At 65.3% G+C, this 19,522-nt stretch carries 17 protein-coding genes and 1 pseudogene; 9 read left to right on the top strand and 9 right to left on the bottom strand.

The window, feature by feature from the left end; genetic code table 11:
- Positions 1 to 26 precede the first annotated feature (26 nt).
- The 7 genes from VGN62_RS13495 to tpiA form a co-directional block, all read right to left on the bottom strand.
- A complete protein-coding gene (locus tag VGN62_RS13495; protein WP_327454683.1) occupies positions 27 to 503 on the bottom strand; it encodes a glutathione peroxidase in 477 nt (158 codons plus the stop codon).
- Between the two features lie 27 nt (positions 504 to 530).
- Positions 531 to 1,208, bottom strand: coding sequence for an ABC transporter ATP-binding protein (locus VGN62_RS13490; protein ID WP_327454681.1), 678 nt, complete (start codon positions 1,206 to 1,208; stop codon positions 531 to 533).
- Positions 1,201 to 2,451 (bottom strand): lipoprotein-releasing ABC transporter permease subunit, encoded by a 1,251-nt coding sequence (locus tag VGN62_RS13485; protein ID WP_327454678.1) that lies wholly within the window; start codon positions 2,449 to 2,451, stop codon positions 1,201 to 1,203. The genes VGN62_RS13490 and VGN62_RS13485 overlap by 8 nt, the downstream gene beginning before the upstream one ends.
- Positions 2,452 to 2,815: 364 nt before the next feature.
- A complete protein-coding gene (locus tag VGN62_RS13480) occupies positions 2,816 to 3,499 on the bottom strand; it encodes a Crp/Fnr family transcriptional regulator (protein WP_137888318.1) in 684 nt (227 codons plus the stop codon).
- Positions 3,500 to 3,524: 25 nt separating this feature from the next.
- A complete protein-coding gene (locus VGN62_RS13475; RefSeq protein ID WP_327454670.1) occupies positions 3,525 to 5,156 on the bottom strand; it encodes a CTP synthase in 1,632 nt (543 codons plus the stop codon).
- 108 nt (positions 5,157 to 5,264) lie between these two features.
- Complete coding sequence (gene secG, locus VGN62_RS13470; protein WP_327454668.1) at positions 5,265 to 5,735, bottom strand: preprotein translocase subunit SecG; 471 nt, start codon at positions 5,733 to 5,735, stop codon at positions 5,265 to 5,267.
- Positions 5,736 to 5,840: 105 nt separating this feature from the next.
- Complete coding sequence (gene tpiA / locus VGN62_RS13465; RefSeq protein WP_327454666.1) at positions 5,841 to 6,590, bottom strand: triose-phosphate isomerase; 750 nt, start codon at positions 6,588 to 6,590, stop codon at positions 5,841 to 5,843.
- A 179-nt stretch (positions 6,591 to 6,769) separates the two neighbouring features.
- Between tpiA and VGN62_RS13460 the strand changes: the two genes are divergently transcribed.
- The 6 genes from VGN62_RS13460 (at position 6,770) to trpC (ending at position 14,033) form a co-directional block, all read left to right on the top strand.
- Positions 6,770 to 8,716 carry a peptidylprolyl isomerase gene (locus VGN62_RS13460; protein WP_327454664.1) on the top strand — a complete coding sequence of 649 codons (1,947 nt, stop codon included), beginning with the start codon at positions 6,770 to 6,772 and terminating at the stop codon, positions 8,714 to 8,716.
- Positions 8,717 to 8,718: 2 nt separating this feature from the next.
- The gene (gene trpE / locus VGN62_RS13455) at positions 8,719 to 10,236 is read left to right on the top strand and encodes an anthranilate synthase component I (protein WP_327454662.1); all 1,518 of its coding nucleotides are present in this window, start codon (positions 8,719 to 8,721) and stop codon (positions 10,234 to 10,236) included.
- 290 nt (positions 10,237 to 10,526) lie between these two features.
- Complete coding sequence (locus VGN62_RS13450) at positions 10,527 to 11,594, top strand: alpha/beta fold hydrolase (protein ID WP_327454660.1); 1,068 nt, start codon at positions 10,527 to 10,529, stop codon at positions 11,592 to 11,594.
- A gap of 71 nt (positions 11,595 to 11,665) precedes the next feature.
- Positions 11,666 to 12,256, top strand: a complete 591-nt coding sequence (locus VGN62_RS13445; RefSeq protein WP_327454658.1) for an aminodeoxychorismate/anthranilate synthase component II — start codon at positions 11,666 to 11,668, stop codon at positions 12,254 to 12,256.
- On the top strand, positions 12,253 to 13,251 hold the full coding sequence (gene trpD / locus VGN62_RS13440) for an anthranilate phosphoribosyltransferase (protein WP_327454657.1): 999 nt from the start codon (positions 12,253 to 12,255) through the stop codon (positions 13,249 to 13,251). The genes VGN62_RS13445 and trpD overlap by 4 nt, the downstream gene beginning before the upstream one ends.
- Positions 13,248 to 14,033 (top strand): indole-3-glycerol phosphate synthase TrpC, encoded by a 786-nt coding sequence (gene trpC, locus VGN62_RS13435; RefSeq protein ID WP_327454655.1) that lies wholly within the window; start codon positions 13,248 to 13,250, stop codon positions 14,031 to 14,033. Before trpD ends, trpC begins: the two co-directional genes overlap by 4 nt.
- A 60-nt stretch (positions 14,034 to 14,093) precedes the next feature.
- Here the strand turns inward: trpC and catB are convergent.
- Positions 14,094 to 14,727: pseudogene (gene catB, locus VGN62_RS13430) on the bottom strand (type B chloramphenicol O-acetyltransferase).
- A 287-nt stretch (positions 14,728 to 15,014) separates the two neighbouring features.
- On the opposite strand from catB, the gene moaC reads away from it, so the two are divergent.
- The 3 genes from moaC to lexA all read left to right on the top strand — a co-directional run bounded on the left by moaC (position 15,015) and on the right by lexA (position 17,436).
- The gene (moaC, locus tag VGN62_RS13425; RefSeq protein WP_327454653.1) at positions 15,015 to 15,488 is read left to right on the top strand and encodes a cyclic pyranopterin monophosphate synthase MoaC; all 474 of its coding nucleotides are present in this window, start codon (positions 15,015 to 15,017) and stop codon (positions 15,486 to 15,488) included.
- Complete coding sequence (glp, locus tag VGN62_RS13420) at positions 15,485 to 16,675, top strand: gephyrin-like molybdotransferase Glp (protein WP_327454651.1); 1,191 nt, start codon at positions 15,485 to 15,487, stop codon at positions 16,673 to 16,675. Before moaC ends, glp begins: the two co-directional genes overlap by 4 nt.
- Before the next feature lie 77 nt (positions 16,676 to 16,752).
- A complete protein-coding gene (gene lexA / locus VGN62_RS13415) occupies positions 16,753 to 17,436 on the top strand; it encodes a transcriptional repressor LexA (protein ID WP_327454649.1) in 684 nt (227 codons plus the stop codon).
- Here the strand turns inward: lexA and VGN62_RS13410 are convergent.
- Entirely contained in the window at positions 17,390 to 19,471 is a 2,082-nt protein-coding gene (locus VGN62_RS13410; RefSeq protein WP_327454647.1) for a ComEC/Rec2 family competence protein, read from the bottom strand. The genes lexA and VGN62_RS13410 overlap by 47 nt on opposite strands.
- Positions 19,472 to 19,522: the final 51 nt, after the last annotated feature.

Genomic DNA, 19,522 nt, shown 5'->3' with positions numbered 1-19,522 from the left:
AGTGACAGCACTGATTCTGCCAAGGCTTAACCCAGCAGATCCTCGATCTCTTTGCGCAATTGCTCGGGCTTGGTTGTCGGCGCGTGGCGCGACACGGTCTTGCCATTGCGGTCGACGAGGAACTTGGTGAAATTCCACTTGATCCCGCTACCGAGCAGCCCGGTCTTTTCCTTCTTCAGATGCTTGAAGATCGGGTCGGCATCGTCGCCGTTGACGTCGATCTTTGCCATCAGTGGGAAGGATACATCATAGGTCAGCGAGCAGAAATTCTTGATTTCCTCGGCGTCGCCCGGCTCCTGCGCGCCGAACTGGTTGCACGGAAAGGCGAGTATCTCGAACCCGCGATCCTTGTAATCGCGATAGAGCTCTTCCAGCCCCTCATATTGCGGGGTGAAGCCGCATTTCGAGGCGGTGTTGACGATCAGCAGCACCTTGCCGCGATAGTCAGCCAGCGACTGCGTGCCGCCGCCGGGCAGCTTCGCCGAAAGATCATAAAGCGCCATATTCCGTCCCCTCCTGCCGGCGCGAACCTACGCCTCTATCCGCCCGTCGTGCAAGCGCAGCACGCGGTCCATCCGCGCGGCGAGCCGCTCGTTGTGCGTCGCGACGAGCGCCGCCGAACCATGATCGCGCACGAGCTTCACAAACTGGTCGAACACCCGGTCGGCGGTCGCCTCGTCGAGATTGCCTGTCGGCTCGTCGGCGAGCACGAGCAAGGGCCGGTTCGCCAGCGCGCGCGCGACCGCAACGCGCTGCTGCTCACCGCCCGACAGCTTGCTCGGCTTGTGGTGCAGCCGCTCGCCTAGCCCGAGCCGTCCGAGCAAGTCGGCGGCGCGCTCTTCGGCCTCCGCCTGTGCCGCCCCGCGGATCAGCTGCGGCAGAACGACATTCTCGATCGCGTTGAAATCGGGCAGCAAATGGTGGAACTGATAGACGAATCCGATCTTCTCGCGCCGCGTCTTGGTCCGCTCGCCCTGATCATATCGCGTGACGTCATGGCCATCGATGCTGATCCTCCCATCGAAGCCGCCTTCGAGCAGGCCCACCGCCTGAAGCATCGTCGACTTGCCCGACCCCGACGGGCCGAGCAGCGCAACGATCTCGCCGCGCTCCAGATGCGCATCGACGCCGCGCAGCACGTCGATCGTGACCTCGCCTTGCGTGAAGCTGCGCTTGAGCGCCTTCAGTTCAAGGATGATGTCACTCATAACGCAGCACCTGCACGGGGTCGGTATTCGCGGCCTTGAACGCCGGATAGAGCGTCGCGAGGAAACTGAAAACGACCGCCATCAGCGCGATGACGGTGATTTCGACCGGGTCGGGCTTCGACGGCAATTCGGTCAGGAAGCGGATCGAGGGATCCCAGAGCGGCTGGCCGGTCAGGAACTCGACCCCGCGCAGCACGCCAGCGCGGAAATAGAGGAGACTGAAGCCGAAGATCATGCCGACGACGGTTCCCGCGATGCCGATCGACAGGCCGATCGCCATGAAGATACGCATCACCGAATCGCGCGGCGCGCCCATCGTCCGCAAGATCGCCATGTCGCGCGTCTTCGCGCGCACCAGCATGATCAACGACGAGATAATATTGAACGAGGCGACGAGGATGATGAGCGACAGGATCACGAACATTGCGACGCGCTCGACCGACAGCGCCTCGAACAGGCTCGCATTCATCGACCGCCAGTCGGATATCACGGCCTGCGCAGCGACCTTTTCGCCGAGCGGCCGCAATATTTCGCCGACCTTGTCGGGGTCGGTGGTCTTGATCTCGATCATCCCGACCTGGTCGCCGGTGAGCAGGAGCAGCTGCGCATCCTCCATCGGCATGACGACATAGGCCTTGTCGAAATCATAGACGCCGATCTCGAAAATCGCCGAAATGCGGTAGCTGATCTCGCGCGGGACGGTGCCGAAAGGCGTCGATCGCCCCGCCGGGTTGATAATCGTCAGGTTCGATCCCACCGTCGCGCCGAGATTGCGCGCGAGTTCGCTGCCGATCGCGACATTGCCCGATCCGGGGGTCAGCGTATTAAGGCTGCCCTGCAAAACCTTGCCGTTCAGCGTCTCGTTCTTGCGAATGTCGGACACCAGCATGCCGCGCACCAATATGCCCTCGACGCGCCCGTTGAAGGTACCGAGTAACGGCTGTTCGATCAGCGGCGTCGCCGAAACCACGCCCGGCGTCGCCTTCGCCTGTTTCAGCACATCCTGCCAGTCGTCGAGCCGCCCGCCAAAGCCCTGCACCACCGCGTGGCCGTTCAGGCCGACGATCTTGTCGAACAGGTCGCTGCGCACGCCATTCATCACGCTCATCACGATTATGAGCGCCGCAACGCCGAGCATCACCGCCGTAAAGCTGAACGCCGCGGCGACGAAGATGAACCCTTCGCCGCGCTGCGGAAGCATATAGCGTTTGAAGATGGTGCGTTCGTACGGACGCAGGATCATAAGGCGAGCAGCCGTTGCGGCGTATGGGTAATGACACGCATATCGCCGCTTTAAGCAGGCCCGGCGCCGCTGGCAATGGCCGCCCGCATCGTGCCAGTTCTGCGAATGATTCGCAAAATATGTTGCCCATAGGTCACAGCGGTCGGCAAAAGCGGGGCCAAGTGCCCGTGAGAGGGTGACAAAGCCCCCCCGCCGACCTACCCCAGCGTTTCTGGTTCAACGCGGCCCAAAGGCCCGGCTCCAGGGAGTGCAGACCTTTCGCCAGGTCTGCAACAAAGGGGGATGGCGAGTGTTCGTCACAGGCGCCCGGGTTTCGCAAAGCGAGGCCCGGGCGTTGTGATTCCGGTGCGAAGAGCCGCCCTGTTTATCCCTCGCTTTCGCTGATATCTTCCAGCATATCGGCATCGAGCACGCGCACGCGGCCCTGTTCGAGCGAAATCACACCCGATTCTTCCCAGCTCTTGAGCTGGCGGTTGATATGCTCGCGGCTCATCCCCGCAAAATTGCCGAGTTCGGTCTGACTCAGTTCAACCCGCTGCGACGCCTCGACATCCTTGCGAATCAAGCGTTTCAGATAACGCGCAAGCCGCGGTCCCGACGCGTAGGCGCGGTCGCTCTCGATCGTCTGGTCGGCGGTGCGCAGCCGCCGTGCGAGCTGCTGCATCAGCGACCAGGCGAATTCTGGATGGCTCGCGGCGAAATCCTTGAGCGCATTGCGGCCAAGCTGCAACGCGCTGCCCGCGCTCGTCGCGGTGACCGATGCGGTGCGTTCGCCGCCGTCGAGCAGCGCGATCTCGCCCAATATCGCGCCGGGTTCGGCATAGGCGAGCACGATCTCGCGCCCGCCCGAGGTCAGCATGGAAACGCGCGCCGTGCCTTCGGTCAGGATCAGCATCATGTCGCCCGGGTCGCCCTGGACGAGCAGTTCCTTGCCCTTGACGAAATTGACCTGCACCGCGCGGCTGGCGATTTCGGCCCAATCTTCGACCGAAAGTCCGGAAAAGATGCTGTCGGGGCCCTGCAACTCGGCGAGTTTCGCGTGATCCATGCCCCTGTACCCCTTTTTCGAACCGTTAAACCAGCCGGCTCTGCTTCACCGCCGCTTCGATAAACCCAGCAAACAGCGGATGCGGGTCGAACGGCTTCGACTTGAGCTCGGGATGGAATTGCACCCCGATAAACCACGGATGGTCCGGACGCTCAACGATTTCCGGTAACATGCCGTCGGGCGACATGCCCGAAAAGACCAGACCGCCCTTCTCGAGGCTTTCGCGATAGGCGCCGTTGACCTCGTAACGATGGCGGTGGCGCTCGCTGATCTCGTTTGCGCCATAGACGCTCGCAACATGGCTGTTCGGCGACAGCTTCGCCTCATAGGCGCCAAGCCGCATCGTGCCGCCAAGGTCGGTGTCCGCGCCGCGCTTTTGCAGGCCTTCGTCGCTCATCCATTCGGTGATCATGCCGACGACCGGTTCGTCGGTCGGACCGAATTCGGTGCTCGATGCGTCGGCGATCCCGCTCGTGTTCCGCGCCGCCTCAATGCACGCCATCTGCATGCCGAGGCAGATGCCGAAGAAGGGCACGCCCCGCTCGCGCGCAAAGCGCACGCTCGAAATCTTGCCTTCGGACCCGCGCTCGCCAAACCCGCCGGGGACGAGAATCCCGTGCATCGGTTCGAGATTGGCGGCGAGTTCCTCGTCGCGCTCGAACATCTCGGCGTCTAGCCAGCGGATATTGACCTTGACCCGGTGCGCCATGCCGCCGTGGACGAGCGCTTCGTTGAGCGATTTATAGGCGTCGGGCAGTGACACATATTTGCCGACCACGCCGATCGTGACCTCACCTTCGGGATGCTGCTTGCGGTCCATGATGTCGTACCAGCGCGACAGGTCGGGCGCGGGCGCGTCGTGGATGCCGAACGCACGCAGGACCTCGCTGTCGAGCCCTTCGCCATGATATTGGACGGGAACCGAATAGATGCTGTCGGCGTCGAGCGCGGGGATTACCGCTTCCTTGCGGACGTTGCAGAAGAGTGCGATCTTGGCGCGCTCGCTATCGGGCAGCGGCTTTTCGCAGCGGCAGAGGAGAATGTCGGGCTGGACGCCGAGCGAGGCGAGTTCGCGCACGCTGTGCTGCGTCGGCTTGGTCTTCAGTTCGCCCGCGGCCGCGATATACGGCACCAGCGTGACATGGACCGAGATCGCGTTCTCGCGCCCCTCTTCATTCTTGAGCTGGCGGATAGCTTCGATGAAGGGCAGCGATTCGATGTCGCCAACGGTGCCGCCGATTTCGCACAGCACGAAGTCGAGGTCGTCGGTTTCGGCGCGCGCGAATTCCTTGATCGCGTCGGTGACGTGCGGGACGACCTGCACCGTCGCGCCCAGATAGTCGCCGCGGCGTTCCTTGGCGATGATGCCCTGATAGATGCGGCCCGAAGTGACATTGTCGCTCTGCCGCGCCGCAACGCCGGTAAAGCGTTCATAATGGCCAAGATCGAGGTCGGTCTCCGCCCCGTCGTCGGTCACATAGACCTCGCCGTGCTGATAGGGCGACATCGTGCCCGGATCGACGTTCAGATAGGGATCGAACTTCCGGATGCGAACGCGATAGCCCCGCGCTTGCAACAGAGCCGCGAGGCTAGCCGCCATCAAACCTTTGCCAAGGGAGGAGACCACGCCGCCGGTGATAAAAATGAACCGCGCCATGGGAGGAAAGACTTACTCAACAGGAGGGGGACGGCGCAAGCCGTCGAATCGCATCCGGCGGAAAATATTTCCGCCGGGCGGGGTTATGTTGGAGGCCGAAGCCGCCGGTTATTTCTTGGCGGGCGGCGCCTGCGCGGGAGCCGGAGCGGCTTCCTGGTTCGCGGCCGCAGCAGCGGCGGCTGCCAGCGGATCGTCGCTCGTCGGTGCGGGAGCCGCACCAGCGGGCGCGCCGGCCTGACCACCTTGGGCCGCAGGCTGTGCCGGTCCGGTCAGCGACGATGCCGGAGCCGCGCCGCTGGTCTGCGCCGTTTTCGACAGCGAGGTGTCGATGGTCGAACCGCTACGGCCAACCGAAGCCATCGCCGCGAGTACGATCGAGAGCGCAACGAAAGCCGTCGCGAGGATCGTCGTCGCGCGGGTCATGAAATCCGCCGCGCCACGCGCCGACAGCAGGCCCGCGGGGCTGCCGCCGACGCCCAGGCCGCCACCTTCCGACTTCTGCATCAAAATGACGCCGATCATCACCGCGGCGACGAGCGCCTGCAGGACGAGTATGAAGGTGAAGAGGCTGGACATCATATTTTCCCGAACTTGCACGGCCTCACACGGACCGCGCCCGCGGCGCACATAGAGACGAAGGCGCTTCGCTTCAACCCATACGTCGCCGCCCGGGCGACGGCTATACTACCCCAGCGCTGCCGCTGCCGCGACGATGGGCACGAATTTCGCCGCGGTCAGGCTTGCACCACCGACAAGCGCGCCGTCGACGTCGCCCGCATCGAGCAGTTCGGCGGCGTTCTCGCCGTTGACCGAGCCGCCGTACAATATGCGCATCTCCTCTGCCGCGCCATCGAAGCGCGCTGCGAGCGCGCCGCGGATCGCACCGTGCATCGCCGCGACATCTGCGACGGTCGGGACGAGGCCGGTGCCGATCGCCCAGATCGGCTCATAGGCGATGGCAAGCTGCTGCGGATCGAACTCGTCGGGTACCGATCCGGCGACCTGCGCCAGCACATAATCGATCGCCCCGCCCGATTCGCGCACTTCTCGCGGTTCGCCGACGCACAGGATGACCGACAGGTCGGCGGACAGTCCCGCCTCGGCCTTGGCGCGCACCTCGGCATCGCTTTCGCTAAACCCTTCGCGTCGTTCACTGTGCCCGACGATCACGACGCTCGCGCCGATATCGGCGAGCATCGGCGCCGCGACCGACCCGGTGAAGGCGCCCGAAACCGCACTGTGGCAATCCTGTCCGCCGACGGCCTTCCCCGGAACCGCTGCGACCATTGCGCCGATCAACGTGAAGGGCGGACAGATTGCGACGTCGACCGCTCCATGCCCGTCAGCGGCGGAAAAGATGGCCTGCGCCTCGCCGATCGCGTCCGACATCCCGTTCATTTTCCAGTTGCCGACTACATATTTGCGCCGCGCCATTACCCCGTACCTCCCGCTATTCTTACGATGCCCATGCCCTAGCGGCGGGCGGGTGCGATGCGCAAGCCGCGTCGCACCATTCGAAAACGCCCTTTCCCGCCTTGATGACACGTCGCGGCGCCTCTAAAGCAACGCGCAATCGCGCGCACCCGCGCCCTGCCGGAAAGAATGTACCTTTCATGATTACCGCTATCCGCGCCATGTTCTCCTCAACGATCGGCAAGTTCCTCGCCCTCGCTTTCGTCGCGCTCGTCGGCGTCGCCTTTGCGCTTGGCGACGTGACCGGCAATTCGAGCTTCGGCGGGCTTGGCGGTGCGAATGTCGCGAAGGTCGGTAGTGAAGAGATCGGCGTCGGCGAACTGCGCGATCGCGCCCGGCAGGCGTACAACCAGGCGCGGCAGCAGCAGCCCGGCCTGACGATGGCGGCCTTCGTCGAATCGGGCGGCCTCGACCAGGTGCTCGATCAGCTCGTCGAGGGGCTCGCCTTCGACCAATATGCGACAAAGATGGGTTTTGGCGTCAGCAAGCGGCTGATCGATGGGCGCATCGCCGACCTTCCCGCCTTTGCCGGCGTGTCGGGCAAGTTCGACCAGAAGGTGTTCGAAAATTTCCTCCGCCAGAACGGACTGACCGAAACCCAGCTTCGCCGCGACCTGCGCCAGCAATTGCTGATCGAACAGCTTGCCGCGCCGATCGCGACGATGCCGCGCATCGCGCCGGGCATGGCGCAGCCTTATGCCGCGCTGCTGATGGAGCAGCGCCGCGGTCAGGCGACCTTCATCCCCGCCAGCCCCTTCGCCCCGACCGCCGACCCCGGCGATGCGGCGCTGCAGACCTTCCTGTCGCAGAACAAGGCCAAGTTCACCGTGCCCGAACGCCGCGCGATCCAATATGCGGTGTTCGACCGGACCGCGGTCCCCGTCCCCGCGGTGACCGACGCCGAAATCGCCAAGGTCTATAAGGACAATGCCCCGCAATATGCGGCGAGCGAGACGCGCCGCTTCGCGCAGGTGATCGTGCCCGACCAGGCTGCCGCAACGGCGCTGGCCGCAAAGGTACGCGGCGGAACCTCGCTCGCCGCCGCCGCGCATGCCGCGGGCCTCTCGGCCTCGACCACTGGCGACCTCACCCAGTCGGCCTATGCGGCGACATCGACCGCCGCCGCCGCCAAGACCGCCTTCGCGGCGAAACAGGGCGACCTGGTCGGCCCGACGCAGACAGGGCTTGGCTGGACAGTCGCGCGTGTCGAGAATGTCACCGCCCGTCCCGCGCGGAGCCTTGCCGACGCCAGTGCCGAGATCCGCACCGAACTTGCCAAGAACAAGGCGAACGAGGCGATTGTCGACTATTACAACAAGCTTCAGGACGCCGTGAACGGCGGCGCGTCGATCGAGGAAATCGCCACCGACCGCAAGCTCCAGCTCGTCGAAACCCCGGCCCTGCTCCCCAGCGGCCGCGTACCCTCGCAGCCCGACTATGCGCTCGCCCCCGAACTCGCGCCGCTCGTAGCGCAGGCGTTCCAGGCGGCGGGCGAAGGCGAAGGCCATATCGCGACGCTCGTCGAGAATGAGAAATTCGCCGTCTATGCGGTGAAATCGATCGTCGCCGCCGCGCCTCCACCCTTCGCGCAGATCCGCCCCGCGCTGCTCGGCGAATGGCGCTTTGCCGAGGGCCAGAAGGTCGCACGCGACAAGGCGCGCGCGATCGTCAAGTCGGTCGAAGGCGGCAAGAGCCTCAACGAGGCCGTCGCTGCCGCCGGCCCGAATATCGGCAATGTCCAGACCATCGGCGGCCGCCGCGCCGAACTCGGCGCGGGCGGCAAACCCGTTCCGCCCGAACTCGCACTGCTCTTCTCGATGGCGAAGGACAGCGTCAAGACGCTCGAAATCCCCGGTAACCGCGGCTGGATGGTGATCGCGCTCGACGATGTCCAGCGCCCCGATCCGAAATCGATCGAGCCCGCGCGTGTCGCCGCGATCGCGCAGCCACTCGCGCCCGCCTTCGGCAATGAACTGATCGAGCAGCTCGCCGCCGAAGCAAAGCGCCGCGCCGGCGTCACGATCAACAAGAAGCTCGTCGACCAGCTGCGCGCCGAACTGACCGGCAACGCGCCGGTCGCCGAATAAGGGTGAGCCTCGAAGGCAGGGCCGCCGCGCTCGAGGCGCTGGCGCAGGGCCGCGGCGCGGTCGTCTGGCAGCGGCTGATCGCCGATGTCGAAACCCCGGTGTCGGCGGCGCTCAAGCTGATCGAGCCGGGCCGCGGCGACTGGGTGCTCGAATCGGTCGAAAGCGGCGAAACGCGCGGCCGCTACAGCCTGATTGGCCTCGACCCCGACCTGATGTTCGAGGTCATAGGCGACGCGGCGCGGATCAACCGCGACTGGCGCCGCGACCGCGAGGCGTTCCAGCGGCTTGAAACCCCGGCGCTCCAGGCGCTGCGCGACCTCGTCGCCGAATGCCGCTTCGACGTGCCCGAGGGACTGCCCAAGGCACTTGCGACGCTCGTCGGTTTTTTCGCCTATGAAACGATCGGCCTCGTCGAGCGCATCCCGCGCGCGCCCGGCGCCGGGCTCGGCCTGCCCGACATGGTGTTCGTGCGTCCGACGACGATCCTCGTCTTCGACCGCCTCGCCGACGAACTGTTCCTGATCGCGCCGATCTGGCCCGACGCTAAAGCGCCGATCGACCGCATGATCGATGCCGCGCAGGAACGGCTCGACGATATCGCCGCGCGCCTGTCGAGCGTCAGCGCGCATTCCGATCGTGCCCTGACCGACGCGCTACCCGGTGATATCGTCGCAAACGCCGCCACCTCGCCCGCGGATTTTGCCGCGATGGTCGCGGCTGCGAAGGATTATATCGCTGCGGGCGACATCTTCCAGGTCGTGCTGTCGCAGCGTTTCTCGACGCCGTTCGACCTGCCGCCCTTCGACCTCTACCGCGCGCTCCGGCGGATCAACCCCTCGCCTTTCCTCTATTTCCTCGACCTGCCCGGCTTCGCGCTAATCGGCTCATCGCCCGAGATTCTCGTCCGAGTCCGCGATGAAGAGATCACGATCAGGCCCATCGCCGGTACCCGCCCACGTGGACGCACGAGCGCCGAGGATGCCGAGAACCGCGAAAGCCTGCTCGCCGACCCCAAGGAACGCGCCGAGCATCTGATGCTGCTCGACCTCGGCCGCAACGACGTCGGCCGCGCGGCGGTCGGGGGAAGCGTCACCGTGACCGACAGCTATACCGTCGAATTCTACAGCCACGTCATGCACATCGTCTCGAACGTCATCGGCCGTATCGCCCCCGGCAAGGACGCGATCGACGCGCTGTTCGCGGGCTTCCCGGCGGGGACTGTCAGCGGCGCGCCCAAGGTGCGCGCGTGCCAGATCATCGCCGAGCTCGAAGCCGATGCGCGCGGGCCCTATGCCGGCGGCGTCGGCTATTTCGCGCCCGACGGCAATATGGACAGCTGCATCGTGCTGCGCACCGCGATCGTCAAGGACGGCGAAATGCATGTCCAGGCCGGCGCCGGCATCGTCGCCGACAGCGACCCCGCCTATGAACAGCGCGAGTGCGAAGCGAAGGCCGGCGCGCTCTTCGCCGCGGCGCGCGAGGCGGTGAAGCTCGCCGGTACGCCGGGCTACGGGCAATGACAGGCAGTGTTCTGCCGACTGGCTTGGAATCCATCGAACGAGTCACATTTTTCAAGCGCGACGAGTTGATGGCCGATCTGGTCTGCTGTGAACTCACGTCTCGCGGGCAGATATGGACCCTCCACGAAGAGATGTCCGTTTGGGACGATGCCATCGCAGAATTAGGGACGCTTCCGGGTTTTAGAGACGATTGGTATGCTCATGTTGCCACGCCGCCGTTCGCTGCCAGCCGTTATACGGCTTTTCAGTCCGGGTAATTCGCGCCCCACCGGCCAGCAGGATTTGAACAAATGAAATGTCGCCTGATCGCCCCGCTCGCCCTGCTGCTCACCAGTGCCGTCCCTGCTCATGCCCAGACGGTCGAAGGCGCCGTCGAAGGCGATGCGATCCTTAAGGATTTCTCCTTCGCGAGCGGTGAAAAGCTGCCCGAGCTCAAGATCCACTACACCACGCTCGGCATACCGCAACGCGACGCCAAGGGCCAAGTCACCAACGCGGTGATGATCCTCCACGGCACCGGCGGCACCGGGAAGCAATTCTTCCAGCCGCAGTTTGCCGGCGAACTCTTCGGCCCCGGCCAGCTGCTCGATACGCGGAAATATTACATCATCCTGCCCGACAATATCGGCCATGGCGGATCGTCGAAGCCCAGCGACGGGCTGCGGATGAAATTCCCGCGCTACGACTACGCCGACATGGTCGGCGCCCAGCACCGGATGCTCACCGAAAAGCTCGGCGTGAAGAAGCTGAAGCTCATCCTCGGCACATCGATGGGCTGTATGCATGCCTTCGTCTGGGGCGAAACCTGGCCCGATTTCGCCGAAAAGCTCGCGCCCTTCGCCTGCCTGCCGGTCGAAATCGCGGGACAGAACCGCATGTGGCGCACGCTGTCGATCGACGCGATCAAGGCCGATCCGCTGTGGCAGGACGGCAATTACACCAGCCCGCCCGCCGCAGGCCTGCGCACCGCCGCCTCGCTCAGCATGATCGCGGGCGCCAACCCCTATGCGCTGCAGGCGCAATATCCGACGCGCGAGGCTGCGGAGAAATACAAGGACGAGGCGTTCGCCCGGACCTATGGCCGCAATGACGCGAATGACACGATTTATCAGCTCGATAGTTCGCGAACCTATAATCCCTGGCCAAATCTCGAAAAGATCAGGGTGCCGGTGCTCTGGATCAATTCGGCCGACGATTTTATCAACCCGCCCGCCTATGGCATCACCGAAAAAGCTGCGGCGCGCATGAAGACGACCAGGTTCATCCTGATTCCGGCGAGCCCCGAAACCAAGGGCCACAGCACCCACACGTGGGCGAAATTCTGGAAGGGCGATCTGGCGAAACTGATGGCGGAGTAACGAAGGAAGAGTTGCGCCCCGAAAAGCTTCTATCCCTTCCCCAATCCCCGCAAAATCGTTAGTGCGCCCCCATGATCCTCGTCATCGACAATTATGACAGCTTCACCTTCAACCTCGTTCACTATCTGATCGAGCTGGGGGTCGACGTGCGCGTCGAGCGCAACGACGCGCTGACCGCGGCCGACGCGCTCGCGACCGGCGCCGACGCGATCCTCATCTCGCCCGGTCCATGCACCCCGAACGAAGCGGGAATCAGCCTCGATCTCGTCGCCGCCTGTGCCGAAGCGCGGCGTCCGCTGCTCGGCGTGTGCCTCGGCCATCAGGCGATCGGCCAGCATTTCGGCGGCACCGTCCAGCGCGGCCACTTAATGCACGGCAAGACCTCGCCCGTCTGCCACGACAACAGCGGGCTCTACGCGGGCCTGCCCTCGCCCTTCCAGGCGACGCGCTATCACAGCCTTGAGGTCGTCGATATTCCCGACAGCCTCGCGATCAACGCGACAAGCGACGACGGCGCAGTCATGGGTTTCCGCCACGTCGACCTGCCGATCCACGGCGTCCAGTTCCACCCCGAAAGCATCGCGACCGAGCACGGCCATGCGATGCTCGCCAATTTCCTGAAGATTGCGGGGCTGCCGGTCGGCGAGCGCAAGGCGGCATGAGTCGCTTCGGCCCGTTTCCCGACCCCTCGGTGCTGCTCGATCATGACGAGGCGGCCGACGCCTTCGCGACGATGCTCGACGGTGGCGCGAGCGACGAGCAGGTCACCGAATTCCTGATTGCCCTTTCCGACCGCGGCGAAACGATGGTCGAAATCGCGGCGGCTGCGCAGGCGATGCGCGACCGGCTGATTCCCGTCGCGGCGCCCGCGGGCGCGATCGACGTTTGCGGCACCGGCGGCGACGGCCACCACACGCTCAATGTTTCGACCGCCGTGTCGATCGTCGTTGCGGCGTGTGAAGTTCCAGTCGCAAAGCATGGTAATAGGGCCGCTTCTTCCAAATCGGGCGCGGCCGACACGCTCGAGGCGCTCGGTCTCGATATGGAGCGCGCCGACCGTCAGGCCGAAGAGCAGCTCGCCGACCTCGGCATCTGCTTCCTCTTCGCGGGCACGCGGCATCCGGCAATGAAGCGCATCATGCCGATCCGCAAGGCGATCGGCCGCCGCACGATCTTCAACCTGATGGGCCCGCTCGCCAATCCCGCGCGCGTCACGCGCCAGCTCGTCGGCATCGCGCGCCCCGCTTATGTGCCGGTCTATGCCGAGGCGCTGCACCGGCTCGGTACCGAACATTCGCGTGTGATATCGGGCGACGAAGGCCTAGACGAACTGTCGCTCGCGGGCGGCAATGAGGTTGCGGTGATCACGTCCGAGGGCGTGCGGATGCAGCGCAGCGTCGCGGCCGATGCGGGCCTTCCGACGCGCTCGCTCGCCGAAATCCGCGGCGGCGACGCCGAATATAACGCCAAGGCGCTTCGCCGCCTGCTCGAAGGCGAGCTGGGCGCTTATCGCGACGCGGTGCTCTATAACGCCGCCGAAGCCCTCGTTGTCGCGGGTGCCGCCGATACGCTGATCGAGGGTGTCGAGGAAGCTGCCGAGGCAATCGACAAAGGGCTTGCCAACGCGCTGCTCAATTGCTGGATCGCTTATAAATGAACAAGCTCACCCAAATCCTCGATACCAAGGCCGGTGAAGTCGCCGAGCGCCGCGCGATCCGCTCTTTCTCCGAGCTCGACGCGATCGATTCCGGTCCGGTGCGCGGCTTCGCCGCGGCGCTTCAGGCCAAGATCGATGCAGGGGGCTTCGGCCTGATTGCCGAAATAAAAAAAGCATCGCCATCCAAAGGATTGATTAGACAGGATTTCGACCCCGGCGATCATGCGCGCGCTTATGCCGCGGGAGGCGCTGCCTGTCTGTCGGTCCTGACCGACGCGCCCTATTTTCAGGGGCATGAGGATTATCTCGTCGCGGCGCGCGCGGCGTGCACTCTCCCGGCGCTCCGCAAGGATTTCATGGTCGACCCCTGGCAGGTCGCCGAAGCGCGCGCGATCGGCGCCGACGCGATCCTGATCATCGTCGCGGCGCTCGACAACGGCGTGATGCACGAGATCGAGGCCGCGGCGTTCGAACGCGGCATGGACGTGCTCGTAGAGGTGCACGACGAGGCCGAACTCGACCGCGCACTGACGCAGCTCCGCTCGCGCCTCATCGGCGTCAACAACCGCGACCTCCGCACCTTTGAAACCGACCTCGCGGTCACCGAACGCCTCGCCAAACTTGTTCCGCCCGATACGCTGCTAGTCGGCGAAAGCGGCATCGCGAGCCACGCCGACTGCCAGCGCCTTGCCGAAAGCGGCGTCAAAGCGTTCCTCGTCGGCGAAAGCCTGATGCGTCAGCATGACGTCACGGCGGCAACAAAGGCGCTGCTGGAGGGCTGAACGCGGTAACGCCTGCCCGCCCGGTTCGAAAGCAGCGACGGGCAGGCGTGTCGGTTCCGGCTAGACCTTTCCGTCGATCGCCGCGCGCCAATGATCGTGAAGCGCGCCGACGCCCGCGCTGGTGAGGATCGGCATCGCCTCGCGAAGCTGGTCGTCGGTCCAGCGCCACCATGCGAGTTCGAGCAGCATGGCGATGTCCGCCTCATCGAACCGCTTGCGGATCGTCCGCGCCGGGTTACCCCCGACGATGGCATAGGGTTCCACATCGCGCGTCACGAGGGCGCGTGTCCCGATCACGGCGCCGTCGCCGACCTTGACGCCTGGCATGACGATCGCTTCCGACCCGATCCATACGTCATTACCGATTACGGTATCGCCCGCGCGCTCGAATCCGTTCACTGCACCCTCAAACGCGGGCACTTCGGGCATCCAGAAGAAAGGAAAGGTGCTGATCCAGTCGTTCCGGTGCCCCTGATTGCCGGCCATGATGAAGGCCGCCCCCGATCCGATCGAGCAGAAACTGCCGATAACGAGCCGATCGACACCCGCGTCAGGGAAAAGGAAACGGGCGCAGTCGTCGAAACTGTGGCCGTGGTAATAGCCCGAATAATAGCCGGCCGACGACGATGTTCGGATTCGTGACCTGCCGGTCGAGCGTGACGCCCTTGAAAGGGCTTTCGAAAAAATTGTTCATAGAAATACCATCGAATCTGGGCCGGATTTCCGGCTTCATTTCATGCGTCCGCACATGCGAACGCGGACCGGCACGCTTCACGCATGCCGGCGCGGAGGCTTCTCGCGTCGAAACGCGAAAGCCGATTCAGATGGTACAGTCGGCGGACTTCATACCGCCTCCATGCGCCGGATGTCGGCTCGATTGCAAGGGCTCGACGGAATTTGCCATCGGACCATTGCAGCTCGAACGTCGGCAAGCGGCCAAAGCGTCTTGCCTTTCCGGCCCGCCATTGCTTGGCTTGCGCCATGACGAACAGACCGACTCATCTCGATGAAACAGGCGCGGCCCATATGGTCGATGTCGGCGCCAAGCCCGCCACACAGCGCCGCGCGGTCGCGGGCGGGCGTATCACCATGTCCACCGAGGCGCTCGAAGCGATCCGCAGCGGAAACGCGCCCAAGGGCGACGTCCTGTCGACCGCGCGGATCGCCGGGATCATGGCCGCAAAGCGAACCGCCGACCTCATCCCGCTCTGCCACCCGCTCGCACTGACCAAGGTCGGTATCGATTTTGCATGGGAAGACAATGGTATCGCGGTCAAAGCTGTCGCGCAGACGAGCGGGCCGACGGGCGTCGAGATGGAGGCGCTCACCGCTGCTTCGGTCGCGCTGCTGACGCTGTACGACATGGCGAAGGCGCTCGATCGTGCGATGATCCTCGGCGATATCCGCTTGCTGGAAAAGAGCGGCGGCCGTTCGGGCGACTGGCGCGCAGAATGAGCGGGCTGCTTCCGGTCGAAGACGCGCAGGCGCGCCTGCTCGCACTACGCGAATCGCTTGGAAGTGAAAATATCGCGCTTTCCGAATCGCTTGGAAGATATCTTTCGCACGATGTCCGGGCTTTGCGCGACCAGCCCTCGGCCGCCCTGTCGGCGATGGACGGTTACGCGATCCGGTTCGACGACTTGCCGGGACCCTGGCAGGTCATCGGCGAGGCCGCCGCCGGTTCCGCGCCCGCACTACGCGTCGACGCGGGCCAGGCGATGCGCATCTTCACCGGGGCGTTGGTACCTGAGGGCGCCGACACCGTGATCGTGCAGGAGGATGTCGCGCTGTCGAACGGACGGCTCCTCCTCACCGGTGACGGGCCGGGTTCGCGCGGCCGCCATATCCGCGCGCGCGCGATCGATTTCGCCGTGGGCGATTGCCTGTTGCCGGCGGGAACCCGAATGACTCCCGGTGCGATAGCCGCGGCGGCGATGAGCGGCGCCGGACAACTCGCCGTCGGCACGCGCCCGAGCGTCGCGATCGTGACCACGGGCGACGAACTCGTGCAGCCCGGACGCGCGCTCGCGCCCGGCCAGATCCCCGACAGCAATGGCGCGATGCTCGCGGCGATGCTCGCGGGCGACGTCGCCGATCCGGTCCTGCCGCACCACATTCCCGACGACCGGGAAAAACTCGCTCATGTTCTCAAGGAAATGGCACGACGTCACGACGTCATCGTCACCGTCGGCGGTGCCTCGGTCGGTGACCATGATCATGTCCGCGGCGCGCTCGAACAGGCGGGCGGGAGCCTCGATTTCTGGCGCATCGCGATGCGCCCCGGCAAACCCGTGATCGCCGGCAGGCTCGGCGACGCGATCCTGCTCGGCCTTCCCGGCAACCCCTCGTCGGCGTTCGTCACCGCGACCTTGTTCCTGCTACCGCTCGTCCGGCACCTCGCCGGCGCACGCTATCCGCTACCGGTGGCGCACCGCGCACCGCTCGCCGCCGCCTTGTCCGCCGGCGGCGGACGACGCGATTATCTGCGCGCACGACTCGAAAATGGCGCGCTCTTTCCGCTTTTCGGGCAAGAGAGCGGGCTGACACTGCCGCTCGCGTCGGCGAACGCATTGCTGATCCGCGAGATCGGCGCCGCGGCGCGCGATGCCGGGGAAATGGCGGATTACATCGCCGTCGCTTGACAAGTTCCGCTTTGTTCCACTATCGTTCTCTCTATGTCCGGCCTGGGCGTCATCCAGGCCATCATGGAGAACGACCGATGTTGACCGCAAAGCAGCATGAACTGCTCCACTTCATCCAGGAACGGCTCGACGCCAGCGGCATCTCGCCGTCGTTCGAAGAGATGAAGGAGGCGCTGGGCCTCAAGTCGAAATCGGGCATACATCGTCTGATAAGTGCTTTGGAAGAAAGAGGATTCCTCCGCCGCCTTCCCAACCGAGCGCGCGCGCTCGAAGTGCTCAAGGTTCCCGACGCCGCGAAGCCCGCCGTGCGCGATGATCGCGACAATATCGTCCCGCTCCGCAAACCCGCCCTCACGCCGCGCCCGATCGCTGCGAACGACATCATCGAGGTCCCGCTCCACGGCAAGATCGCCGCGGGCGTGCCGATCGAGGCGTTCGAGGATCACAATAATCTCGCTGTTCCTGCCGCGCTTCTCGGCTCGGGCGAACATTATGCGCTCGAAGTCTCAGGCGATTCCATGGTCGAAGCGGGCATTTTCGACGGCGATTATGCGCTGATCCAGAAGGCGAGCACCGCCCGCGAAGGCGACATCGTCGTCGCGCTCGTCGACGGGCAGGACGCGACGCTCAAATATTTCCGCCGCGAAGGCCGGATGATCCGGCTCGATCCCGCGAACAGCGCCTATGAACCGCAGCGCTACCCCGCCGAGCGCGTTATCGTGCAAGGTCGGCTGTCGGGACTGCTTCGTCGTTACCACTAAGCTGCGGCGGCAAACGCCACGGATGTTCGTCGCCCGCCCTGAGTGTGGCCACGGCTTCGGGCCTTTCGCCCAGATAGAGCGCCAGTCCGCCCGTTTCGGCAAGGCTGTCGCGATCGATCGTCATCCAGCGCGCTACGCATTCGCGCGGTAACCAGCGGTCGCTGATCACGACATCGGCCGCCGCGCAGGCTGCGACCATGTCTGCACCCTCGATCCGGTCGCGGCCGCGCGAGGCGAGAATGATGCGCCGCGCCGCGCCGTCGCCCTGATTCCAGCGGCAGAAATCGCGGTTGCATTCGACATGATCGAGTTCGGCGAGCGCTCCCAGCGGCACATCAACGCCCGCCGCCTCCGCCATCGTATCGCGAATATAGTCCCCGGCGCGATCACGGAGCAGCGCGTAACTGCCATCGGGAAGCGCCGCGGCGATATGGCGACCGTCGCCGGTAACCAGCAGGTCGGGACGCGGCTGCGCGACCAGGGCTGCCACGCCGATGACCAGCGGAAAAACCCCCGCCCGTCGCCAGCCGGTTTGCCATAGCAGGATCCAGAGTCCGCCAAAAACAGCCAGCGCAAAACCCCATGGCGGGAAGCTGGGCAGCATGGCCACCGCGCCGGGTGCGTGTGCGACGGCGTGCGCAAGGCCGAGCAACAGTCGCAGCGCCTGTTCGGCCACCCACCAGAAGGGCGCGCCGAGGCCGACGCTGTCGCATAACAGCGCGAGCGCCTCGGCCGGCATGATCACGAAGGTCGTGAGCGGGATCGCGACGACATTGGCAAGCGCGCCATACAGCCCCGCCTTGTGGAAGTGGAATAGCGCGATCGGCGCGAGCGCGACTTCGACGACAAGACCGGTGATCAGAAGCCCCGCGATGCCGCGCCCCAGCCGAAACAGCCACGACTCTTCGCGTCGCGCTAGGAACGCCCGCATTGCGCGGCTCTCGTGAAGCGCAATGATCGCGGTAACCGCCGCGAAACTGAGCTGAAAGCTTGGCCCAGCGAGCGATTCGGGACGCCAGATCAGGACGATCAGCGCCCCCGCCGCGACGAGCCGCAATGTGAGCGCCTCGCGCCCCATCAGGAAGGCGGCGAGCACGAGGAGTGCCGCGATAAACGACCGCAGCGTCGGAACCTCCGCCCCCGCAAGGAGCGTATACTCCCCTCCCGCAAGCGCACCCGCAGCGGCGGCAAGCGGCAGGACATAGCCCGCGAGCGCGAACCGGCGATTGAGCGCGAGAAGCCGCATCGTCAGCAGCATCGCAAAGCCGACCACCGCGGTCACATGCAGCCCGCTGATCGACAGAAGGTGCGCAAGGCCGCTGCGCCGCATCGCTTCCTCGTCCGCTTCGCTGATCGCACCGCGATCGCCGGTCACGAGCGCCGCCGCGATGCCGCCCGCCGATCCTTCGACCTGGCCATGGATATGCGCGCTCAGTCGCGCGCGCAGCGGCGGCGCCGCGCTTCCACGCCCCGGCGCACGCGAAACCTCCCCGAGCACAGTCCCCACCGCGCCGATGTGATCGAACCACGCACGCTGCGCGAAATCATAACCGCCGGGCAGGCTCGCGGTCGGCGGCGGCATCAACCGGGCACGCACACCGATCGTCTCGCCGTCGACCATATCAACCGCCTGCTCACTGCGCAGCGTGAGCCGCACGCGCGGGGGCAAGTCGCTCCGCCGCTGCGGCAGCGCGAGGATGCGCAGCTGCCCCTTCGCGGGCAGAGGTTCGACGCGCTCGACGATTGCGGAAAACTCGGTCACGACCGGCGCTGCGAGGACGGGCGCGGACACCCAGAGCGCGCGGCCCCAGACGAGCAGCATCCCGGTCGCCATCACGCCGCAGGCGACGGCAACCCCGCGTCCAAGGCGACTCGACCAGCCCAGCAACAACCCGTCAAGCAAACCTCCGGCGAGAAGGAGGAGCAGCCCGATCCAATGCGTCACCGACGGAAGCGCGAACCATGCCGCGATGCCGGCGCCCAACACGATGGGCAGCCACAGCCCGATCCGCTCGCGCTCGGCCTCCAGCCGCATTTCGAGCGCGTCGGCGATCCGATACCGGAGACGGCCCCGATCTCGCACAAT

The sequence above is a fragment of the Sphingopyxis sp. genome, from assembly GCF_035998905.1.
Classification (GTDB): domain Bacteria; phylum Pseudomonadota; class Alphaproteobacteria; order Sphingomonadales; family Sphingomonadaceae; genus Sphingopyxis.
Note: the sequence above shows the minus strand (reverse complement) of the source record. Positions and strands in the feature narration are given on the sequence as shown.